This window comes from Embleya sp. NPDC005971, assembly GCF_040629175.1.
Lineage (GTDB): Bacteria > Actinomycetota > Actinomycetes > Streptomycetales > Streptomycetaceae > Embleya.
In genome coordinates this window covers 48420-69208 of record NZ_JBEXUX010000056.1, presented here as the reverse complement: position 1 = coordinate 69208, position 20789 = coordinate 48420, and the positions used below count along the sequence as shown (strand labels likewise).

Below are 20789 nucleotides of genomic sequence, written 5' to 3'. Positions count from 1 at the left end.
GATACGACAAACGCGGCTACGTCTACCTCGGCACGGCAACCGCCGCAGCCCTCGTCATCTGGCTCCGCACATGATCGACCGGACAAGTCCTAGGCGTCGGGCACGAGCGTCGGAGGGCGGTGGTGGGGGAATCCGTCACGTCCAGCGTCATGCCGTGCGGGATGCTGCCCGGAGGGGGAATGAATCGCGCTCCCCGCAGCAGGACCGGAGGCAAGCCATGGAGCCCGCTCGCTACCACGAGAGCACGGACTTTCTGCGTGACCGGATCATGGATGGCACGCTCCCGGCGGGACAACGGCTGCCGAGCGAGGAGGAGTTGGCGAAGGAGTTCGGGGTGTCCCGCCCGACGGTCCGGCAGGGCATCACCGAGCTTCGTGTGGCCGGGTTGGTCGAGGTGTTGATGGGTCGCGGGATGTTCGTGCGCTCTCCGCACGCCAGGCCGAACACGACGCGGCCACGTGGGGTTCGCCGGGACCGGGGCGGGCGGTACGTCGAAGCCGACGCCATCCGCCGGACCACCCGGGACGAGCCGACCGCGACCCGCACCGGCGCGCGCTTGGCGTTGGTCGACGTGTTGCCCGTGCCGCCGGGCGAGCCGATGTTCACCGACGACGAGTGGCAGACCGCCGAGCACGGCCGGCTGTGCCGGGTCCGCCGGACGTACGTCCCTTTCTCGGTCCCGGAGAACACGCCCTACTCCGGTACCGCCCCGCGGCTCGGCCACGGCCCGCACTGGAGCGAGAACGTCCGCAGCCGCATGCCGCTCCCCGACGAGGCCACTTCGCTTCACCTGGCGGACGGGGCACCGCTCGTCCACGTGCTGCGACTGACCTCGGACCAGCACGAACAGCCGCTCGTCCTGGCGGAGTTCGGGATCTCCGGTGACGATCTGGAGATTTCCTGCGGATTCGGCCGCTCTTCATGAGCGAGGCGCGGCCGCTCGCGGAGGCCCTCCCGGAGCTTCACAGCGAATTGCTCAGGCTGCTGCATGTGGCGGCCGAGCATTCGCTGGCCGACGATCTCCACGGAGTGGAGTTCCACGACTGGTGCGACTGCGGGGACGACTTCTGCCAAGGCTTCAGGACGGTGCCGGATCGGGAAATCTTCTACGGTCCCGGTCATCGCATGGTCTGCCTGCTCGGCGAGGACGACCACGCCATGATCAACCTCGACGTGGTCCACGGGTCCGTGGTCTACATCGAGATCCTCTACCGACCGCAGCTCAAGGCCCAACTCCGGGCACCGGCCTGAAACGCTTTCGAACGTGCGAGAACCGCCGCTCGGGCCACCGGGCGCGAGGTCTTTGTTTCGGCCGGAGAACAAGAGAAGAAACCGGCCGAGCTTTGGTCGGGCCGGCGCCGGACGATCGTCACGCGCCGGTTCCCGGGCCCGCACTGCGAGGGCACTCCATGAGGCTTTGGCACTCAGATGAGGCCGCGGCGGGTGAGTTCGGCGGTCAGGTTTCGTTTGCGGTGGTGTTCGGTGCGCAGGGTGGTGAAGTGCTCTTGCCACTCGGGCTCTCGGTCGGCGGTTCGGGATATGTCTCGGGCGCGTACGAGCAGGTCGGCGGCTCGGGCGTAGGCGTGGTTGCCTGTTGCCTTGATGAGGACTGCGGCTTCGCGTAGGTAGATGTGCATGGCTTCGGCGGGGCGGGTGGTTCGGCAGGCTTCGGCAAGGTTCAGCCATTGGTCGAGGTTGGCGCCGAAGGTTTCGGCCGCGGTCCAGGCCTGGTCGTATTCCTGTTCGGCGAGCAGGACGTCGATCAGGACTCGGGCTGCCCAGGTGCCGGTGGGCCGCTCGGCGGCTGCGTCGCGCAGTATGCGCAGGGTCTCGGCGCGGTAGTGGTCGAGTTCGCCGATCGCCCGGGCGGCTTCCAGGACTTGGTGGTGGAGCGCGACGCTTGGCCGGCGGCGGAATTGCTGCCGGCGGATCTTCAGGGTGTCCGCCTCCCGGCCCTCGGCGCTGTATCGCTGCGTCAGGTAGTCGGCGAGGCGGGATTCGTCCGGGTGTTCGGCGAAGCCGCGTTCGGCCCAGGTGAGGGCTTCGTCGTTGCGGTCGGCGGCGGTGAGGACCTCGGCTATGCGGAGGTAGGCGTAGCCGTGGGTGAGGTTGTCGGCGATTGCCTCGACCTGCGCGTCCGTGTCGTTTCGTACTTCGGCCAGATCTTCCCGGAGATGTTGGATCAACCATCGGTCCGCGTCGTGGGTGGAGTCGCCCTCCTGTACGGCGCGCAGCCGAGCGGCGTAGTGCGTGATTCCGGTGTCCCCCAGCGACTCGGCGTAGTCCCGGATCGCCAGTTCCGGCCAATCGTGGTTCGCGAGTTGGAAGGCGAGCAGCCAGTCGGCGAGTTCGGCGGGGTCGGGCGAGGTGGCGGCGCACGCTGCGGCGTGCAATTCCGCCAGGGCCTCGCCTTCCACCGTGATGCCGCCGTCGGAGTCGTCGATCTCGCCGAGTGCCCCGCCGATCAGGGCCAGGGCACGGCCGGAGAGGTCCATGACGGCGACGTGGTGGCCGCCCTCGTACAGCTCCCGCAGCGTCTCGGCGATGTCGGCGACCGCCTCGGCGTAGGCGTACGCGCCGTGCCGGTCCAGGTAGCCGTAGGTGCGGAGCGCGCGGCCCAGGTGCTCGCGAATCGAGGTGATGTCCGGGCCGGCCCCGCCGTCGGTGCGCGCCGCGCGCAGGGTGAGCCGGCGGCGCAGGTCGGGATCGTTGCGGGCCGCCTCGTCGAGGAGGTCGACGAGTTCGTGGGGATCGAGTGAGGCCAGGTAGGCGCGGAGGTCGAACGGGGCGGCCTGGGCCTCCTCTACCGGGCGGGCCGCGACGGACCGAAGGAAGACGAGGCCGACGGCGACGCAGTGCTTGCAGAAGTGGCCCTGCTCGCCGTATGGGCAATCGCAGTCGCCGATGAGACCGTCCGCCCCGTATTCGAGGGCGACCGCGTAGGTGTCGTTTCCGTACACGACGGCGGAAACGTAACCCGGATCCTCTTCGATCAGATTCGCGACCGCACCGAGGTAGCCCTCACCGCGCCCGTACGACTTGGCGCCGGCCGCGTCGAGGAGGTCCTGTTCGGTGAATGGGAGGCGTGGTACCGACATGGCTTCATCAAACCGTACGTCCCGATGCCGGATGTGCTGTTCGCCGACTGGAGGGATTACCGGAGCACTTCTCGGACGTACCGAGCACTCCCCGGGCGTACCGGAGCGCTTCCCCGACGTACCGGAGCATTTCCCGGACGTACCGGCGAGGTGACGCAGGAGTTCAAGAGGCTTGCGTGCTCCGAGACTTCGGCCAAGAAAGTCGCGCCGACCGGCCCGGCTCGCGCATGACTCGCAGCGCCGATTTCGCCCATGCCGTGCCGGGTTCGCGGATGCGGTGGAGTTCGGCCCCGTTGTCGGAGGAGGCGGTCTCTCGGGTCGGGCAGTCCTTGGCTTCGAGGCGACGGCGGGGCCGCGCCGGCGGTCCGGACGTCTCGTCGCCGGCCGGCGACGATGACCGCTCGGGCGTGGGGTGGGCGTCGGCTTCTCCGTGGGCGGCGCCCACCCCACGGTTCGAAGGGGGTGGTGTGTCCAGTGGGGGGTGTCCTACAGGGCCTTCGCCGTGTATACGGCTGTGCCTTCCACATAGGTGCCCAGGACTTCCGCGTTGGCGATCTCCGCCGCCGGCCCCGCGTACGGGTCGCGATCGAGGACTACCAGGTCGGCGAGCTTGCCGACTTCGATCGTGCCCGTGTCGTGGTCGCGGTGGTTCACGTACGCCGTGCCCACCGTGTAGGCGGCCAGGGCCGCCGTGAGGTCGAGGCGCTGCTCGGGGAGGAAGACGGTGTCGGAGGGGTCCGCGAAGGAGGGCAGGACGCGGTTGACCGCCGTGTGGATGCCCCACATCGGGTCGGGGGCGCTGACCGGCCAGTCGCTGCCCGCCGCGAGCGTGGCGCCGGAGCGGAGCAGGTCGCCGAACGGGTATTGCCAGGCCGCGCGTTCGTCGCCCAGGAACGGGATGGTGAGTTCGTCCATCTGGGCCTCGTGGGCGGCCCACAGGGGTTGCAGGTTGGCGGTCACGCCCAGCGCGGCGAAGCGCGGGATGTCGTCGGGGTGGACCACCTGGAGGTGCGCGATGTGGTGCCGGTGGTCGCTGCGGCCGTTGGCCGCGAGGGCTTGGGCGAAGCCGTTCAGTGCCTCGCGGGCCGCCCGGTCGCCGACCGCGTGCACGTGTACCTGGAAGCCGTGCGCGTCCAGCAGCGTGACGTGCTCGCGCAGCGCGACGGGGTCGACGAAGCTCAGGCCGCTGTTGCCGGTGTGGCAGCCGCAGCCGTCGAAGTAGGGCTCGTTCAGGGCTGCGGTGAAGTTCTCCGCGACGCCGTCCTGCATGATCTTGACGCTGGTCGCCGTGAAGCGCCCGACCGACGAGGACGCGCGCAGGTCGAGCAGGCGCTCCAACTGCTCCGCGCCTTGCCCACGTTCCCACCACAGCGCGCCCACGACCCGGGCCGTCAGTTGCCCCGAACGGGCCGCCGTGAGGTAGCTGTCCAGCGGGTCCAGGCCCATGTGGGCCGAGCCGACCATCGCGTCCTGCCAGGACGTCACGCCGACCGAGTGCATGCGTGCCTGGCCGGCGAGCAGCGCGCGCAGGCCGTCCGCCGCGTCCAGGCCCGGTACCAGGTCGCCGACCAGGGCGGCGGCGCCCTCGTGCAGGGTGCCCTGCGGGGTGCCGTCGGCCTCGCGTTCGATCCGCCCGTCGGCCGGGTCGGGGGTGTCCCGGGTGATGCCGGCGAGTTCGAGCGCACGCGTGTTGACCCAGGCGCCGTGGCCGTCCGCGTTGATCAGGAACGCCGGGCGGTCCGGCACGATCGCGTCGAGTTGTTGCCGGCTGGGCGTACCGCCCGCGAACGCGTCCATGTTCCAGCCGCCGCCGCTGATCCACGCCTCGTCGGGCCGGTCCGCGGCGTACGCGCGAATCAGCGCGAAGGTCGCCTCGGCGTCCCGCGCGTCGGAGAGGTCGCAGCGGATCAGCGTGGTGCCCGCGAGGGCGGGGTGCACGTGCGAGTCCTGGAAGCCGGGCAACAACGCCCGTCCGGCCAGGTCGATCACGTCGGTGCGGGGGCCGATCAGGTCGCGCACGTCCGGGTCGTGGCCGACGACCACGATCCGCCCGTCGCGCACGGCCACCGCCGTGGCCCGACGACGAGCGGCGTCGATCGTGTGGACCGGTCCACCTCGGAATACGACATCGGCAGGGGTGGGCATGGGGGCTCCTTGCGCAGACGACGGCGGTGCGGACGGCGGGACGAAAGGGAAACGACGGGCGAACCCGCGACGCTCGGGGCGGGGGGCGGAGCACCCGACCCGGGACGACCGGCAGCGGGGCAGCGAGCGCCCGACCCCGGGCAGCGGGCAGGAGGCGCCCGACCCCGGGCGGCAAACCCCGGACCCTGCGCCCAAGCTGTCTGGAGTATCGACGCGGGAACGTTCCCGCACAAGCGCGTGCGGGAACGGTTTTCCGAAGGTCCTGGCTCCGCACATCGCGCGTGACTCGGGGCTTGCCAGCCGGCAGCATGTCGTGACATGACCACCTCACCCCGCAGTGGCGGCCGGCGGCCCGCGCCCGTGCCTCGGGTCCGACTCGTCGACGTGGCCCGAGAGGCGGGGCTGTCCAAGACCACCGTCTCGGCCGCCCTGAACGGCACCGGCCGGCTGTCCGACGCGGTCCGGCTGCATGCCCAGGAGACCGCGCGCCGACTCGGCTACCGGCCGAACGCGACCGCACGGCTGCTGCGGGCGGGGCACGCCCGGCTGATCGGGTACGCGGTGCGCGAGTACGTGGAGACGCCGTGGTCGTACATCGAGTCGCCCTACTTCGCCCAACTCACCAGCGCCACCGCCCAGGCCGCGCTCGCCCACGGGTACGCGCTGGTCCTGTTGCCCACCCACTCGGCCCGGGACGAGTGGGCGGACCTGCCGCTGGACGCGGCGGTGGTTGCCGACCCGCTCGCGGAGGACCCGTTGGTCGAGGACTTCCTGGCCGCCCGCATCCCGGTCGTCTCCGACCGGCGGCTGGAGGGCATGACCGGCGGGCACTGGGTGGACATCGACCACGAAGCCGCCGTACGCGGTGTGCTCGACCACCTGGCCGCGGGCGGCGCGCGGCGGATCGGCGTGGTGGCCGCGCACTCCAGCTCGCTGTTCTACGAGGAAAGCGTGACGACCTATCACACCTGGTGTCGGGAACGGGAGTTCGCACCGCTCGTGGGGATGACCGAGCGTCCCGGCAACCAGGCAGCCCGCGCCGTGATCGACCACATGCTGGGGCAACCCGAGCGCCCGGACGGGCTCTTCGTACTCACCGAGGCGAGCCCGCCGCTGATCCTGGAGACCGTGCGCGCACACGGCCTGAGGGTCCCGGAGGACCTGCTGATCGTCTGCGTCAGCGACGACGCGACGGCCGCGCAGACCGACCCGCCGATCACCACCCTGAGCCTGAACCCGGCCGAAATCGCGACCGTGGGCGTCGAGTTGCTGATCCGGGCGCTGGAGTCCGGCGACCCCACCCCCACCGGCCGGATCGTCCCGACCAACCTGGAGATCCGCACCAGTTCACGACGCGGCGACTGACCCGACGAACTCGGGGCCGAGTCGAGCGGTACGCGCCGGTGCCTTCGTACACCCGGGCCGAGCGGCACCTCCGCCATCACCGAGCGGCACCCCGCCGCCGTCGGGCACCCGAGCCCAGCCGCACCTTCGAGCAGCCGCGCCGGCGCGATCCGGTGCGGACCACCGGCGCCGACGTCCTCGGCCTGCTCCGCACCGCACCAGCCCTGGCCCGACAACTGTCGAACGGCCCGACGGATCGTGATTCGATGGCCCCGGATCACCGACCACGCCACACCGCAGCACGCCGCGCCACACCACACGCCGCCGCCGCACCCCGCCCGACCACCCCTCGGGCCCCGACCCGGAGGAATCGCCGTGATCGAGTCGACCCCGACTCCCCCCGCCGAGCCGACCGTCGTGCAGGGGCACGATCCCCGCACCGGAGCGCCGGTCGGTGATCCCGTGGCGGGCAGTACCGGCGCCGACGTCGACCGCGTGGTCGCCGCCGCCCGGGCCGCCGCGCCGGCGTGGGCCGCACGCTCCGGTACCGAGCGGGCCCGGGTGCTGGATGCCGTCGCCGACGCGCTCGACGCCGCACGCGCCGAGTTGGTCGCCGTCGCGGACGCGGAGACCGCGCTGGGCGAGGCCCGGCTGATCGGCGAGGTCGGCCGTACGTCCGGCCAACTGCGGATGTTCGCCGGCCTGCTCCGGGACGGCGCGCACGTGGGCGCGGTGCTCAGCCCGGCCGATCCGGCGCTCGGCCGGCCCGACGTGCGGCGGATGTTGCACCCGATCGGCGTGGTCGCGGTGTTCGCCGCGAGCAACTTCCCCTTCGCCTTCTCCGTCGCCGGCGGCGACACCGCGTCCGCGTGGGCGGCCGGGTGTCCGGTGGTGGTCAAGGTCCACGAGGCGCACCCGGCCACGTCGCTCACGGTGGCCCGCGTCGTGCATGCCGCGCTGGCCGACGCCGGCGCTTCCCCGGATCTGCTCGGCCTGGTCGCCGGTCGCGCCGCAGGCGGCCCACTGGTCACCCACCCCGGGATCGCCGCCGTCGGCTTCACCGGCTCGCTCGCGGGCGGCCGGGCCCTGTTCGACCTCGCGGCCGGTCGCCCCGACCCGATCCCGTTCTTCGGCGAACTGGGCAGCGTGAACCCGGTCGTGGTGCTGCCCGGCGCGGCGGCCGACCGCGCCGAGGAGTTGGCCGCCGGCTACCTCGGCTCGCTCACCCTGGGCACCGGCCAGTTCTGTACCAATCCCGGGCTGCTGTTCGTCCCCGAGGACAGCAAGCTCCCGGACGCCGTCGCCACGCACGCGCGCACCGCGACCGGCGGCCCGATGTTGTCCGAACGCATCCGCGACGCGTACCGGGACGGCGTGTCGGCGCACGCCGCACGCGAGCTGGCCCGAGGCACCGCCGCCGAGGGGGCCTGGGCGGTGGCACCGGTGGTGTGGCGGGTCGACCTCGCCGAATTCGTCGCGCACGCGGCCGAGCTGACCGAGGAGACCTTCGGTCCGGCCGGCCTGATGGTCACCTACGCCGACGAGGACGCCCTGCTCGCCGCACTCGACCGCCTCCCGGGCAGCCTCACCGGCTCGGTACACACGGTCGAGGCCGACCACGCGCTCGCCGCCCGGGTCGGCGCCGCCCTGCGTCCGCGCGCCGGTCGGCTGATCCACAACGGCTGGCCCACCGGCGTCGCGGTGTGCTGGGCGATGCACCACGGCGGCCCCTGGCCCGCCACCACCGCCCCCGGCCACACCTCCGTCGGCGGCACCGCGCTGGAGCGCTGGCTGGTGCCGACCGCCTACCAGGACTGGCCCGACGCACTGCTGCCCGCGGAACTGCGCGACGCCAATCCGCTGGGCGTGCCACGACGCAGCCAACCCTGAGCGGTCCCCGCCACCGAACCCGGACGGGCACGCCGGGGCGTGCCACGACGCCCGAGCGGCCCGCGCCACGGGCCGGGACGGCCATCCGACCAAGCGCGAGCCCCCGCGGCGCAGCGTTATGGCCGAGTCCTCAGCGGTTGTCCACAACCGTGCCGCACCCTCCGTCCACGTTGTCCATAGACCGGCCTCGGGTGTCGCCGACTGCTCTTAGACTGCTCGGATGACAGCGCTCGACGACGGTCCCCAGATCAGCGAAGCGCTGCAGGTTCTGCATCGCGTCTTCGGTTACGACTCGTTTCGCGGGAGTCAACAGGAGATCATCGACCATGTGATCGAGGGCGGCGACGCGCTCGTCCTGATGCCCACCGGCGGCGGCAAGTCGCTGTGCTACCAGATCCCCGCGCTGGTGCGAAAAGGCGTCGGAGTGGTGATCTCACCGCTGATCGCGCTCATGCAGGACCAGGTGGACGCGCTCACCGCGCTGGGTGTGCGCGCCGGGTTCCTCAACTCGACGCAGAACCCCGACGAGCGGCGCATGGTCGAGTCGGAGTTCCTGGCCGGCGAGCTGGACCTGCTCTACCTGGCGCCGGAACGGCTGAAGGTCGACGCGACCCTGCGGCTCCTCGACCGGGGCACCGTCTCGCTGTTCGCGATCGACGAGGCACACTGCGTGGCGCAGTGGGGCCACGACTTCCGGCCCGACTACCTCACCCTGTCCCAGTTGCACGAGCGCTGGCCGGACGTGCCGCGCGTCGCACTCACCGCGACGGCGACCGAGGCCACCCACACCGAAATCGCCTCCCGGCTGAACCTCCGGCAGGCCCGGCACTTCGTGGCCAGCTTCGACCGGCCCAACATCCAGTACCGGATCGTGCACAAGGACAAGCCGCAGAAGCAGTTGCTCGACCTGCTCCGCTCCGAACACGCCGGCGACGCGGGCATCGTCTACTGCCTGTCCCGGGCGTCGGTGGAGAAGACCGCCGCGTTCCTGGTCGACAACGGCATCGACGCGCTGCCGTACCACGCGGGCCTGGACTCGCGGGTGCGCGCCGCCAACCAGTCCCGCTTCCTGCGCGAGGACGGCATGGTGATGGTCGCCACCATCGCGTTCGGCATGGGCATCGACAAGCCCGACGTGCGCTTCGTCGCGCACCTGGACCTGCCCAAGTCGGTCGAGGGCTACTACCAGGAGACCGGCCGCGCCGGGCGCGACGGGCTGCCGTCCACCGCGTGGCTGGCGTACGGCCTCCAGGACGTGGTGCAGCAGCGCAAGATGATCGACGGGTCGGAGGGCGACCAGGCCCACCGCCGCCGGCTGGGCACGCACCTGGACGCGATGTTGGCGCTGTGCGAGACGGTCGAGTGTCGGCGGGTGCGTCTGCTCGCCTACTTCGGTCAGGAGAGCACCGCGTGCGGCAACTGCGACACCTGCCTGTCGCCGCCCGCCTCCTGGGACGGCACGATCGCGGCGCAGAAGGTGTTGTCGACCGTGTGGCGGCTCAAGCACGAGCGGCGCGGGCAGAAGTTCGGCGCGGGCCAGATCGTGGACATCCTGCTGGGTGCCAAGACCGCCAAGGTGATCCAGTTCGACCACGACACGCTCCGGGTCTTCGGCATCGGCACCGAGCTGGGTCGGACCGAATGGATGAGCGTGGTGCGGCAGTTGCTCGCCATGAAGCTGATCGCCGTCGAGCCCGCGTTCAACGCGCTGGTACTGACCGAGGCCAGCGAGGAGGTGCTCGGCCGGCGGCGCGAGGTGATGCTGCGCCGTGAGCCGGAGCGGCCGGCGCGTGCGGCGAAGGCCGACCGGGCGGCCAAGTCCGGCAAGGGCAAGGCCGCGCCGATCGAGCTGCCCGCGGCGGCGGCGCCGATCTTCGAGGCGCTGCGCGCGTGGCGCGCGGCGACCGCGAAGGAGCAGGGCGTGCCGGCGTACGTGATCTTCCACGACGCGACGCTGCGTGAGATCGCCACCATCGGGCCGGACACCCTGGCCGCACTGGGCGCGATCAGCGGCATCGGCGAGAACAAGCTGGCCAAGTACGGCCAATCGATCCTGGACACGCTGGCCGGCTCGCCCCCCGGCGCCCCGGCGCCCGCCTCCACCGCCTCCACGCCGGGAGCGGCCCGCATCCCGGCGCCCGGCTCGACGGCCGGCTCGGCCCGACCCGGCTCGGCACAAGCCGCCTCGGCACCGGCCGCCGAGCTCACCCGCGAGCCGGTGCCCGAGCTGATCCGCGAACCCCTGCCGGACTATCAACCCGACTACCAGAACGACTACGAGCCCGACTTCGAGCCGGAGCCGGAGTACTACCCGGAGTTCGAACCGGACCCGGACTACCGAAACTGACCGACCGGGCCGGGGCACACCCGCGGACCCCGGCCCGAACCCGCACCACCGAACCGACCGACCGGGCCGGGCGCACCCCCGGACCCCGGCCCGAACCCGCACCACCGAACCGACCGACCGGGCCGGGCGCACCCCCGGACCCCGGCCCGAACCCGCACCACCGACAACGATCGATCAGGCCCGGGCACACCCGCAGGCACGGCGACAGACGGACCCACACCCGTGCCCCGGCCGAGCGCCGGTCCCGAAGGACCACCAAACGCAAAAGTGGCCGGGCCCGGGGAGGCGATCCCCGGGCCCGGCCACCGGCCGGCCCATCCGACGCTCGGTCAGCCCTTGCCGCCCGAACCGCCGCCCTGCTCCGCGTCCAACTCGTCCAGCTCGGCCAGGAAGCGCTCGATCACGTCGCTGTCGGCCACCAGCGTGCCGACCGGCTCACCGAGCACCTTGCCCGCCAGGTCCGTCGCGATCAGGCCCAGCTCCGCGTGCAGCGACGCGCTCGCCAGGGCGAGGTCCGCGTCCAGCCGCTCGTGGCCGGAGGTGACCAGCTCCTCCTTGATCCGCTGGCCCTCGGCACGCGCCTCGGCCATCAGCCGGGCACCCTCCTCGGCCGCCTGCTGCCGAACCGCCGCGGCTTCCTTGCGGGTCTCGGTCATCTGCGCCCGCAGCTCGGCCAGCGCCGCCTCACTCTCCGCCTGGAGGCCGGTCGCCCGGTCGAAGCCACCTTCGAGCGCGTCGTGCCGCTCGGCGATCGTGCGGCCGATGCGCGGCAGCAACACCTTCGCGAACACCGCGAAGACCACCACGAAGGTGACGAATCCAAAGATCAGTTCGGCGATATCCGGCTTGAGAGGTCCCATGGTTCGAAATCCTCGAACACAGCCGAGCACAAATCAAGTTCCGTCACCCCCCTCGGCCACCGACCGTGAGCAGCCGGCTCCTCTGCGCGCCGTTCGGATCCGCCCGACGGACCCTCATGCCCGCCCACCCGCGAATTCGAGCAGCACGATCGGGTCCCCCGACGGCTGCGCCGAGCCGCCCGCCGGCTCCACCGTGACCCCGACCCCCGAGGCCCGATCGACCGCCGCCGCCAGCAACGCGGTGCCCGGCCGAAACGTCCCGATCGAACGCATGCGGCCGTGGTCGACGTACCAGCCCTGGTACACCCGAGCGTTCGGCAAGGTGGGCAGCCCGGACGTCAACAGCACGGTGCGATCCAGCGCGCGGGAGACGACCACCCGTGCCGTACCGCCGCCGGTCACCGGTGCCGACGCCTGGACCGCGTCCGGCGCGGTGATCACCGCCTCGATCACGGCGGCACGCTCGCGTTGTGCGCCCACCGTGTGCTCGGCTCTGCGGGCGTCCCGATACTGGTCGATCGCGACCCCGCCGAGCACGCCGATCGCGGCCAGGCACGCGGCGAGCACGAACACCGTGACCCGCCGGGTCCGGCCCGGCCCCGCGCCGACGGCCGGCTGCCGGGCGGGCAGTTCGGGCGGCAACTGACGTACGGTCACGATGCCGTCGAGCACCCGGCGCCGCAGTTGTGCCGACGGCGTCTCGGCGACCGCCGAGGCCAGCCGGGCGGCGGTCTCGCGAAACTCGCGAACCTCCTGCGCGCAGGCCGGACACACCGTCAGGTGGCGTTCGAATTCCCGCCGTTCGTCCTCGTCGAGGGCGTGCACGGCGTACGCCCCCGTCATCGTGTGCAGGTCGGCGGGGGTCATGTGCCCACTCCCAGGCAGTCGCGCAGGCGGATCAGGCCGTCCCGCAGGCGGGTCTTGATCGTGCCCAACGGCACGTCCAGCAGGCCGGCCACCTCCCGATGGGTACAGCCCCGGTAGTAGGCCAGGGTCACCGACTGACGCTGCAACTCGGTCAGCGTGCGCAGACAACGCCGCACCTGCTCGCGTTCGAGTCGGGCCTCGACCTCCTCGGTCACCTCGTCGTACTCGGTGGTGTGCTCGCGGATCGCGGTGCGGTGTTCCCGATCGGTGGCCGCCTGGGCCGAGCGCACCCGGTCGACCGCACGCCGGTGGGCCATGGTCAGGATCCAGGTCATCGCGCTGCCCCGGTCCGGGCGAAAGCGGGCGGCGGTACGCCACACGTCGAGCAACACCTCCTGCGCCACCTCCTCCGACTGCGCCGGATCACGGACCACCCGACGCGCGACGCCGAGCACCGCGCCGATCACCGCGTCGTAGACGAACGCGAACGCCTCCCGGTCGCCCTGCGCGACGCTCACCAGCCGGTCCTCCAGCGACGGCCCGCGATCCCCGGACGAGGCGATGTGCACGGCGGTCCTCACCCGCGCTCACCACGCATCCCGATGCCGCGCCCGAATCCGGGCCCGCGTCCGTCCCCGCGCCCGCGCCCGCGCCGATACCTGCACCTGCACCTGCGCCCGCATCCGCGCCCGCCTCGGCGGCGGTGTCCGTACCGATCGTCCATGTCCCACTCCCACTCGCGCCGATCCCGAGGAGGTCACCCGTGGCGGGCGCCGACACTCCGACCCAATGTTCGGTGCCGAACGGCGAACGGATTGCCGTGGACGTCGAGCGATTTCCGAACGATTTCCGAGCCGCTCCCCGGAGATCGCAACGCGGCAACCCGTTCGGGTGAACGGCCAATCCGGAGCACCGTCGGCCGCGAATGGCTCACCGTGAAGGGAAACAGCACCCGCCGATGGATGCGGGCCGGAACGGGCGCGCTGAGCGGACTGCTGTCCGCCGGCGCGGCACTGGCCGTCGCCGAACTCGGCGCCGCGTTCGTCCGGCCCGAGGCGGGGCCTCTCACCGCCGTGGGGGGAGCCGTCATCGACCGCACTCCCCCGGCGGTGAAGGACTGGGCCGTCCGGGAGTTCGGCACCGACGACAAGTTGATGCTGCAGGCCGGAATCCTGGTCCTCCTCGCGCTGATCGCCCTCGGCCTGGGTTGCCTGGCGCTGCGCTTGCGGCGCACCGCGATGGCCGGGGTGTTCGCGTTCGGCCTGCTCGGCGCGTTCGCGGCCCGGCACCGGGCCGGCGCCGGATTCGTGGATGTCCTGCCGTCCCTGCTGGGCGGCGTCGCCGGGGCCGCCGCGCTGTGGTGGCTGACCAGGCCGGTGATCGCGGTGCGCGCGCGGGATCGTGCATTCGATCGTCGGGCCTTCCTGATCGCCGCCGGCACGGTGGCCGCGGGCTCGGTGGTGGCCGGCACCGCGGGCCGCCTCATCGGCAACGGCAGGCGCGCCTCGATCGCCGCCTTCCGCAACCGGATCAGGCTGCCCGCCCCGGCCGAACCGGCCCCGCCGCTGCCGGCCGGCGTCGATCTGCGGCTGGCCGGACTGTCCTCGTTCACCACGTCGAACAGCGACTTCTACCGGGTGGACACCGCCCTCGTGGTGCCGCGCGTCGACGTCGAGAACTGGTCGTTGCGGATCCACGGCAAGGGCGTGCGAACGCCGTTGACCTTCTCCTACCACGACCTGCTGCGCCGCCCCCTGATCGAGCGCGATCTCACCCTGACCTGTGTGTCGAACGAGGTCGGCGGCCCGTATACCGGCACCGCGCGGTGGCTGGGCGTGCGCCTGGCCGATCTGCTGCGCGAGGCGGGTGTGCGGCCGCCGTCCCGGGGTGGTCCCGCCGACCAGCTCGTCTCCCGATCCACCGACGGGATGACCATCGGCACCCCGGTCGAGGTGGTCATGGACGGGCGGGACGCGCTGCTCGCGATCGGCATGAACGGCGAGCCGCTGCCGTTCGAACACGGCTATCCCGTCCGGATGGTGGTGCCGGGACTGTACGGCTACGTGTCGGCGTGCAAGTGGCTCAAGGATCTCGAACTGACCACGTTCGCCGACTACGACGCCTACTGGGTCAAGCGCACGTGGTCGCAACAGGCGCCGATCAAGACCCAGTCCCGGATCGACACCCCCAAGCCGTTCGCGCGCCTTCGGATCGGTACGCCGGTGCCGATCGCGGGCATCGCCTGGGCCCAACACCGGGGCGTGTCGGCCGTCGAGGTCGCCGTGGACGGCGGCCCGTGGCAACCGGCCCGACTGGCCGAGGTGCCCAGTACGGACACCTGGCGCCAGTGGGTGTGGGAGTGGACGCCGAGCACACCCGGCTCGCACCGGATCGAGGTCCGCGCCACGGACGCGGGCGGCGCCGTGCAGACCGACAAACGGGTCGGCACGGTGCCCGACGGCGCCACCGGCCGGCATTCGGTGGTGGTCACCGTCACCTGATCGACCCTCGATTCCGCCCTCGGGCCGGCCACATCAACCAACCCGGCACGATCCCATCCGAAAGACAGAAGGAAGCCCCTGATGATCACCGACATTCGTCTCCCCCGCGCCATCGCCACCGCGGCCGCCCTGGCCGCGCTCGCGATCCCGCTGGCCGCCTGTGGCAGCGACGACAAGGACGACTCGGCCAAGAAGAGCGCGGCCTCCGCGCCGGCCGCGCCGGCCGCCGGCGCCGGTACCCCCGGCCCCGCGGGGGGCAGCACGAGCACCGCCTCCGCACCGTTCGGCAGCGCGTGTTCGGCCGTGCCCGCCACCGGTGCGGGCAGCTTCGCCGGCATGGCCCAGGACCCGGTCGCCACGGCCGCCTCGCACAATCCGGTGTTGTCCACGCTGGTGACCGCCGTCCAGGCCGCCGGTCTGGTGGACACGCTGAACACCGCGCAGAACATCACCGTGTTCGCGCCGAGCAACGACGCGTTCGCCAAGATCCCGAAGGAGACCCTGGACAAGCTGCTGGCCGACAAGGCCGCGCTCACCAAGGTGTTGACCTACCACGTGGTGGGGCAGCGGCTCACGCCCACCGGGCTCGACGGCGGCTCGTTCGAGACGCTGGAGAAGCAGCAGCTCACCACCAAGGGCGCGGGCGGGACGTACACCGTCAACGACGCCTCGAAGGTGGTCTGCGGCAACGTGCAGACCGGCAACGCGACCGTGTACATCGTCGACACCGTGCTGATGCCGCCGACTTCCTGATCGACGGCACGCCAGACCGGTCGAGGCCCGGGACGAGACCGGACCGGACCGAGCCGAGACCGCAACCAACGGACGGTCGTGTCCCCGCGCGTGGGGACACAACCGTCCGTCGGTGTGCCGAGCGCCGCCGGACCTCTCCCTCCCAGGCCCGCCGGCGCCGGCCGCCGTGCGCCGGTCGAGACCGCCCCCATCGGTCGGCCCGTTCGACCCGGCGCACCGAGTGTGTCCTCCCACCCACCACGTCACCGAGGTTGGCGAACCTCACCGTCGAAGCTGAAGCCCCTGTCCAGCCCCCCGCGCTGGACAGCCCTCTTCCGCACCCGAGGTGGAGTCGCCACATGGTCGGTGCCCGTGGCGGGTGGACGTTGATAGCCGGGCACGTACACCCACGCGGTCTCGTCGACCTCCTTGGCCTGCACGTGCACCTCCCCGTACGCCGAGCTCTCCAGGCCGCCGCGCTCCGGGACGACCACCGCCTCGTGCCAGGACCGGGAGACGATCAGCGCGAGGCAGGCGCGTTCGGCCGCGGCCAGCACCTCACGCAGCGGGTCGGCGTTGACCAGCCGACACGCGGTGTTGATCGCGCTGCCCGACCAGCCCCGGGTGTCCTGTACGACGTCGCCGGCGTGCAGGGACACCCGCAGCCGGATCCGCGCCTCGTCGCTCGCGTGCCGATCGTGGTTGCGCAGCCCGGCGTGCAGCCGGTCGATGAACAGATCGGTCAGGTCCTCCTTGGGCACGTTCGCCGGGATCAGCAGGATCGCCCCGTCGCCGCGGTCCTCGACCACGCACGCGTTCCAGGCGATGCCCGCCGATTCGAGCGCGGAGTGCAGCAGTTCGTACAGCCGCCCGCGCACCCACTCCTGGGTCACGTCCGAACGTCGGCCGAATCGCTCGACGTCGAGCACCAGGATCGACATGTACCGCGACTTGGCTCCCACGGATTCCCCCCACCGCGCCGTGCGCTTGTGCGCCCTCGCTCCCTGCCCCTCAAGGAGTACTCCGGCGGCGGCCGGTTGTACGCGTCAGATGACACACAACGCGTTATCCGTCGGCCCATTCGCGCAAAGCCGGCGGATCGGGCACGACGATGCTGCCGCGCCGGGTCTGCACCAACCCCGATTCGTGCAGCACCCGCAGCGCGCGGACCACGGATTCCCGCGAAATGCCGATCGCGTCGCCGAGTTCCTGCTGGGTGGTTCGGATCACGCACGGCCCCTCGGCGCTGCCCAGCGTGCGGTCGGCCAGCGCCCGGGCCACCCGACGCCCGGTGGCCAGCGCGCCGTACTCGACCCGCCACCGGTCCGACTCGCGGATCCGGGACACGGTGCGGATCAACACCGCGTACACCAGCGGCGCGTTCGTGTTGAGCAACTCGCGAAAACGGGACAGCGGCACCAGCACGGCCACCACCGGCCCCAGCGCGACCACGGTCGCGGACCGGCCGCGCCCGTCGATACAGGCCAGTTCGCCGACCAACTCGCCGGGCCCACGCACCGCGATGGTGACCGCCGAGCCGTCCGAGGTGGCCCGCTCGATCTTGACCTGCCCGTGCTCGATCAACACCACATGGCGCGGGTGGTCGCCCTCCATGAACAGCGCGTCGCCCCGGTCGTAGCCCAGCCGTCGGCCGGACTCGCGCAGGACGTCCCGAAGTTGCGGGGGCAACGCCCTGTCGTCCTCGGTCACGCCCGCTCCTCCGTCGCCCGTGCCGCCCGAGCTTAACCACGCACATCCGATCCGGCAGGCATTCCCGGATCCCGAGGATCACCCCCGAAGGCGTGGATCGCCCGGTTCCCGGGGAGAGATAGGACTCCCGCACCGGGGCGGCGGCACGGCCCCGGTGACGGCATCGACAAGCGATATCGACCAGGCGAACGAACGGTGGCGGCATGGACGCGCGAATGCTCTACACCCAGGTGGTACAGGACCTGACCGCAGGCTCGACGAATCGGTTCGTGGACCGGGCCGAGGCCGGTCCGGTGGAGGTCGACGCGCTGCGTCGGATCGCCGGCGAGGAATACCGGATCATCCTGAGCGACCGGCGTTCGTTCGCCCTGCTCGCGTCCCGATTCCCGGAGGCGACACCGCTGTTCCTGGCGCTGGCGGGCGGCGAGAGTCAGGCTTTCCAATTGTTGATGCCGTACGCGGAGGCGATCGGCATGGGCGCCGCCGACCTGCTCGGGTACGCCCCGAACGCCGCGGCGCAGGGCTACCCGCATCACCTGGCCTGGTTGGCCCAGTACGGCTCGCGCGCCGAGGTCGCGCTCGCCCTGTTGGCCAACTTCGGTTTCTGGGGCGGGTATTGCGAGCGGTTCGCGCAGGCGCTGCGGAACCACCACGGGTTGACCGAGGACCAGGTCGCGTTCTTCACCTTCTTCGCGTCGTTGCCGCCGGGCTTCGAGGACGCGGCGCTGACCCTGTTGCAGACCGGCCTGGACGAGGGCGACGACCAGGAGGGCGCCAAGACCGCGGCCCGACTGATGCAGAGCTACGAACTGGCTTTCTGGGACGCCCTCCCGACGTCGTGACGGCGGGTCTCGGTACCGCTCCTCTTCCTCCGCCTTCTCCCTCTTCGGCTGCTTCGACTGCTTCGGTTGCTCCGACTGCTTCGACTATTTCGATTCGGTGAGTCCCGCCCCCGCCGCGCCCTCGGAGAAGACCGCGTCCACCACGGTCGAGCGCGCGGTCTGCAACAGCGCCCGGGTCTCGGCGGGGGTGGTCGGGTCGGCCAGCGCCTTGTTCACGTCCAGGATCCGAAACGGCGGGCCCGGATGCGAGTACAGCGGGCGGAACTGCGCCTCGGTCACGCTCCACGTCCCGGCGGCGTCCCGGGAGAAGGTGAACAGCCCGGCCGAGCTGTAGTTCCCGCGCGGTTTGTCCGGGAAGTTGGCCAACTCGTCGCCCATGCCGTAGATCACCCAGGTGCCGTTGACCTTTTCGTACGCCTGCGGCACGTGGTTGTGCGTACCGATGATCAGGTCGACGTCCTTGACACCGTTGTTCGCCGAGGCAGTCAACTCCTTGGCCAGCGCGCGCTGTTGGGCGTCGGGCTCGCGCTGCCACTCGGTGCCCCAGTGCACGCTGAGCAGGACCAGTTCGGCGCCGGCGGCGCGCGCGGCCCGGGCCTGGGCGATCATCCGGTCCTTGTCGATCACGTTGACCGACCACGGCTTGTCCTCGGGCAGCGGGATGCCGTTGGTGTCGTAGGTCCAGGACAGGTGCGCGACCTTGACGCCCTTGACGTCCAGGATCGTCGGCGCGGCCTCCTGCTCGGTCCGCGCGCTGCCCGCGTGCCGTACGCCCGCCGCGTCCAGCGTGTCCAGCGTGCGCCGCAGCCCGGTGAAGCCGCCGTCGAGCGTGTGGTTGGACGCCGTCGAGCAACCGTCGTATCCGGTGTCCGCGAGCGTGCGGGCGATCTGCGGGGGCGCGGCGAACATCGGGTAGCCGGTGAACGGGCCCTCGGGCGGGGCGTAGGGCGTCTCCATGTGGCAGAGCGCCAGATCGGACTTCTGCACCAGCGGCACCACGTCCGCGAAGATCTTGTGGAAGTCGTTGCCGGAGCCGCCCGCGCCGCTCGATCCGCCCGCGCCGCTCGGCCCGCCCCCCGCGTCGAGCTCGGACTGGGCGATGATCGTCGGATAGGCGAGCACGTCCCCCGTGGTGGTCAGGGTGAGGCTGGTCGGCCGACTCGCGCCGCCGGGCGCTCCGGGGCCGGGCGCGGAGGGGGTGGGCACCGAGGCCGCCGAATCCTTGTGTGGGGTGTCCCGGGTGCGGTCCGCCTCCCAGATCAGGGTGATCAGTCCGGCCAGCAGGCCGACCGCCACCAGCGCGATGGCGAAACGATATTTCTTGCGTGACGTGTCCATGGCCCCGTGTTCCCCCCGTCCCGGCGGCGCAGCCGAAGAGCCGCCGTTTGGCGGAACCCTCTCAGCCCATCCGGGCTCGCGGAACCCCGGATTCGACCGGCTCGACACCCGAGGCCGGGCGCCGCCGCCCGGGCCGGTGGGCGGTCGAGGGCACGATTCGGCGGCGCATGGCACGGGGGGAGCCATGCGCCGCCTGGCGAGGTGTGCGGTCGGCCGCACACCCGGCGAGGTGTGCGGCTAGCCGCACGCCTCCAGGTACTTGTGCAGGATCAGCTTCGCCACCGAGGTGTGCGCGCCGATCGGCTCGGCCGCCGTGCAGCCGGACTGTGCAGCGATGTCCGCGATCCGGCCGGTCTCGACATCCGGGCCGAGCACGTGCGGCGCCAGCGCGATCGAGGCCGCACCCATCTCGCGCAGCCGCTCGGCCGCCGCGAGCACCGTCTTGGGGTCACCCAGGTCGGCGGTCATCACCGGCAGCGCGAGGCGGGCGGCGAGCAGCACCCCGGTCACCTCGGCCGCGGCAACGGCCTCCGGGCCACCGTCGGTGACCAGCACGATCCCCTCGGCGGCGGTCGCGACGCTGAACAGGCGGGCCCGGTCGGCACGGGCCAGGCCGGCCTCGGAGAGCCGCTCGTGCAGCACCTCGGCCAGCAGCGGATGCGGGCCGAGCACGCCGCAGCGCAGGAACTCGCCCTCCGTGCCGGCGAGCACCGCCTCGATCCGGGCCGCGGCCTCGGCGTTCGGACCGAGCAGGAGCGGGACGACGACCGCCGACGGTGCGCCGCGCAGAACGGCGACGAGGTCGGTCTCGCCCTCCTCTATCACCACCGGCCTGATGTCCAGGCCGGGTAGATCCGCGCCGGCCAACAGCGCGACCTCGCCCACCACGGCGAGCAGGTCGGCGGTCGCGGGACCGGGCACGGCAAGAATCAACGGTTTGGCGGCCTCCGGGAGTTCATGGGAATCGGGCCGACGGTGCCGACCGCCCTGACGGGGTTGCGGCACCCTGGTGGGCAGACCTGGAGTGCGGGCGGGCAGCGGGGACGCTGCGTCCGAGGAGGAGCTCATGGGACCGAATTTTATGGAATCCGGCCAAAGCCTTCACAGCCGGACGG

The 20789-nt window shown here is 72.0% G+C and carries 17 protein-coding genes; 8 read left to right on the top strand and 9 right to left on the bottom strand.

Going from position 1 to position 20789, the window contains the following annotated elements:
• The first annotated feature begins 217 nt into the window (after positions 1-217).
• Positions 218-925: a GntR family transcriptional regulator gene (locus ABZ374_RS36060; protein WP_360319468.1), complete on the top strand. Its 708-nt coding sequence runs from the start codon at positions 218-220 to the stop codon at positions 923-925.
• The gene (locus ABZ374_RS36055; RefSeq protein WP_360319466.1) at positions 922-1251 is read left to right on the top strand and encodes a hypothetical protein; all 330 of its coding nucleotides are present in this window, start codon (positions 922-924) and stop codon (positions 1249-1251) included. Before ABZ374_RS36060 ends, ABZ374_RS36055 begins: the two co-directional genes overlap by 4 nt.
• A 173-nt stretch (positions 1252-1424) precedes the next feature.
• Here the strand turns inward: ABZ374_RS36055 and ABZ374_RS36050 are convergent, their stop codons facing one another.
• Both ABZ374_RS36050 and ABZ374_RS36045 read right to left on the bottom strand, forming a co-directional pair.
• Positions 1425-3098: a hypothetical protein gene (locus ABZ374_RS36050; protein ID WP_360319464.1), complete on the bottom strand. Its 1674-nt coding sequence runs from the start codon at positions 3096-3098 to the stop codon at positions 1425-1427.
• Positions 3099-3584: 486 nt separating this feature from the next.
• Entirely contained in the window at positions 3585-5243 is a 1659-nt protein-coding gene (locus tag ABZ374_RS36045) for an amidohydrolase (protein WP_360319462.1), read from the bottom strand.
• A gap of 318 nt (positions 5244-5561) precedes the next feature.
• Here ABZ374_RS36045 and ABZ374_RS36040 point away from each other — a divergent pair, with 318 nt between their 5' ends.
• The 3 genes from ABZ374_RS36040 (at position 5562) to recQ (ending at position 10824) form a co-directional block, all read left to right on the top strand.
• Entirely contained in the window at positions 5562-6608 is a 1047-nt protein-coding gene (locus tag ABZ374_RS36040; protein ID WP_360319460.1) for a LacI family DNA-binding transcriptional regulator, read from the top strand.
• 354 nt (positions 6609-6962) lie between these two features.
• Positions 6963-8477 carry an aldehyde dehydrogenase (NADP(+)) gene (locus ABZ374_RS36035; RefSeq protein WP_360319458.1) on the top strand — a complete coding sequence of 505 codons (1515 nt, stop codon included), beginning with the start codon at positions 6963-6965 and terminating at the stop codon, positions 8475-8477.
• Between the two features lie 220 nt (positions 8478-8697).
• Positions 8698-10824, top strand: coding sequence for a DNA helicase RecQ (gene recQ, locus ABZ374_RS36030; protein WP_360319456.1), 2127 nt, complete (start codon positions 8698-8700; stop codon positions 10822-10824).
• A gap of 329 nt (positions 10825-11153) precedes the next feature.
• On the opposite strand, the gene ABZ374_RS36025 is transcribed toward recQ, so the two are convergent.
• From ABZ374_RS36025 to ABZ374_RS36015, 3 genes are all read right to left on the bottom strand, one after another.
• Positions 11154-11684: a hypothetical protein gene (locus tag ABZ374_RS36025; protein WP_360319454.1), complete on the bottom strand. Its 531-nt coding sequence runs from the start codon at positions 11682-11684 to the stop codon at positions 11154-11156.
• Between the two features lie 114 nt (positions 11685-11798).
• Entirely contained in the window at positions 11799-12551 is a 753-nt protein-coding gene (locus tag ABZ374_RS36020) for an anti-sigma factor (RefSeq protein WP_360319452.1), read from the bottom strand.
• On the bottom strand, positions 12548-13132 hold the full coding sequence (locus ABZ374_RS36015; protein WP_360319450.1) for a sigma-70 family RNA polymerase sigma factor: 585 nt from the start codon (positions 13130-13132) through the stop codon (positions 12548-12550). The genes ABZ374_RS36020 and ABZ374_RS36015 overlap by 4 nt, the downstream gene beginning before the upstream one ends.
• A 381-nt stretch (positions 13133-13513) precedes the next feature.
• Between ABZ374_RS36015 and ABZ374_RS36010 the strand changes: the two genes are divergently transcribed.
• Positions 13514-15052, top strand: coding sequence for a molybdopterin-dependent oxidoreductase (locus tag ABZ374_RS36010; protein WP_360319448.1), 1539 nt, complete (start codon positions 13514-13516; stop codon positions 15050-15052).
• 81 nt (positions 15053-15133) lie between these two features.
• Positions 15134-15805, top strand: a complete 672-nt coding sequence (locus ABZ374_RS36005; protein WP_360319446.1) for a fasciclin domain-containing protein — start codon at positions 15134-15136, stop codon at positions 15803-15805.
• A 242-nt stretch (positions 15806-16047) separates the two neighbouring features.
• Here ABZ374_RS36005 and ABZ374_RS36000 read toward each other — a convergent pair whose 3' ends face one another.
• A complete protein-coding gene (locus ABZ374_RS36000; protein WP_360319444.1) occupies positions 16048-16746 on the bottom strand; it encodes a hypothetical protein in 699 nt (232 codons plus the stop codon).
• 103 nt (positions 16747-16849) lie between these two features.
• The gene (locus ABZ374_RS35995) at positions 16850-17494 is read right to left on the bottom strand and encodes a Crp/Fnr family transcriptional regulator (protein WP_360319442.1); all 645 of its coding nucleotides are present in this window, start codon (positions 17492-17494) and stop codon (positions 16850-16852) included.
• Between the two features lie 203 nt (positions 17495-17697).
• Here ABZ374_RS35995 and ABZ374_RS35990 point away from each other — a divergent pair, with 203 nt between their 5' ends.
• Complete coding sequence (locus ABZ374_RS35990; RefSeq protein ID WP_360319440.1) at positions 17698-18336, top strand: transcriptional regulator; 639 nt, start codon at positions 17698-17700, stop codon at positions 18334-18336.
• Positions 18337-18420: 84 nt separating this feature from the next.
• Here ABZ374_RS35990 and ABZ374_RS35985 read toward each other — a convergent pair whose 3' ends face one another.
• Together ABZ374_RS35985 and ABZ374_RS35980 are read right to left on the bottom strand one after the other, a co-directional pair.
• Positions 18421-19674, bottom strand: coding sequence for a CapA family protein (locus ABZ374_RS35985; protein WP_360319438.1), 1254 nt, complete (start codon positions 19672-19674; stop codon positions 18421-18423).
• Between the two features lie 237 nt (positions 19675-19911).
• Complete coding sequence (locus ABZ374_RS35980) at positions 19912-20742, bottom strand: hypothetical protein (RefSeq protein WP_360319436.1); 831 nt, start codon at positions 20740-20742, stop codon at positions 19912-19914.
• Positions 20743-20789 lie beyond the last annotated feature (47 nt).

Bases quoted from the DNA above. Each gene is read 5' to 3' on its own strand.
- ABZ374_RS36050 (WP_360319464.1), bottom strand. From the start codon at position 3,098: ATGTCGGTACCACGCCTCCCATTCACCGAACAGGACCTCCTCGACGCG.
- ABZ374_RS36020 (WP_360319452.1), bottom strand. From the start codon at position 12,551: ATGACCCCCGCCGACCTGCACACGATGACGGGGGCGTACGCCGTGCAC.
- ABZ374_RS36010 (WP_360319448.1), top strand. From the start codon at position 13,514: ATGCGGGCCGGAACGGGCGCGCTGAGCGGACTGCTGTCCGCCGGCGCG.
- ABZ374_RS36045 (WP_360319462.1), bottom strand. From the start codon at position 5,243: ATGCCCACCCCTGCCGATGTCGTATTCCGAGGTGGACCGGTCCACACG.
- ABZ374_RS35980 (WP_360319436.1), bottom strand. From the start codon at position 20,742: ATGAGCTCCTCCTCGGACGCAGCGTCCCCGCTGCCCGCCCGCACTCCA.
- ABZ374_RS35985 (WP_360319438.1), bottom strand. From the start codon at position 19,674: ATGGACACGTCACGCAAGAAATATCGTTTCGCCATCGCGCTGGTGGCG.
- ABZ374_RS35990 (WP_360319440.1), top strand. From the start codon at position 17,698: ATGGACGCGCGAATGCTCTACACCCAGGTGGTACAGGACCTGACCGCA.
- ABZ374_RS36025 (WP_360319454.1), bottom strand. From the start codon at position 11,684: ATGGGACCTCTCAAGCCGGATATCGCCGAACTGATCTTTGGATTCGTC.
- ABZ374_RS36040 (WP_360319460.1), top strand. From the start codon at position 5,562: ATGACCACCTCACCCCGCAGTGGCGGCCGGCGGCCCGCGCCCGTGCCT.
- ABZ374_RS36005 (WP_360319446.1), top strand. From the start codon at position 15,134: ATGATCACCGACATTCGTCTCCCCCGCGCCATCGCCACCGCGGCCGCC.
- recQ (WP_360319456.1), top strand. From the start codon at position 8,698: ATGACAGCGCTCGACGACGGTCCCCAGATCAGCGAAGCGCTGCAGGTT.
- ABZ374_RS36055 (WP_360319466.1), top strand. From the start codon at position 922: ATGAGCGAGGCGCGGCCGCTCGCGGAGGCCCTCCCGGAGCTTCACAGC.
- ABZ374_RS36060 (WP_360319468.1), top strand. From the start codon at position 218: ATGGAGCCCGCTCGCTACCACGAGAGCACGGACTTTCTGCGTGACCGG.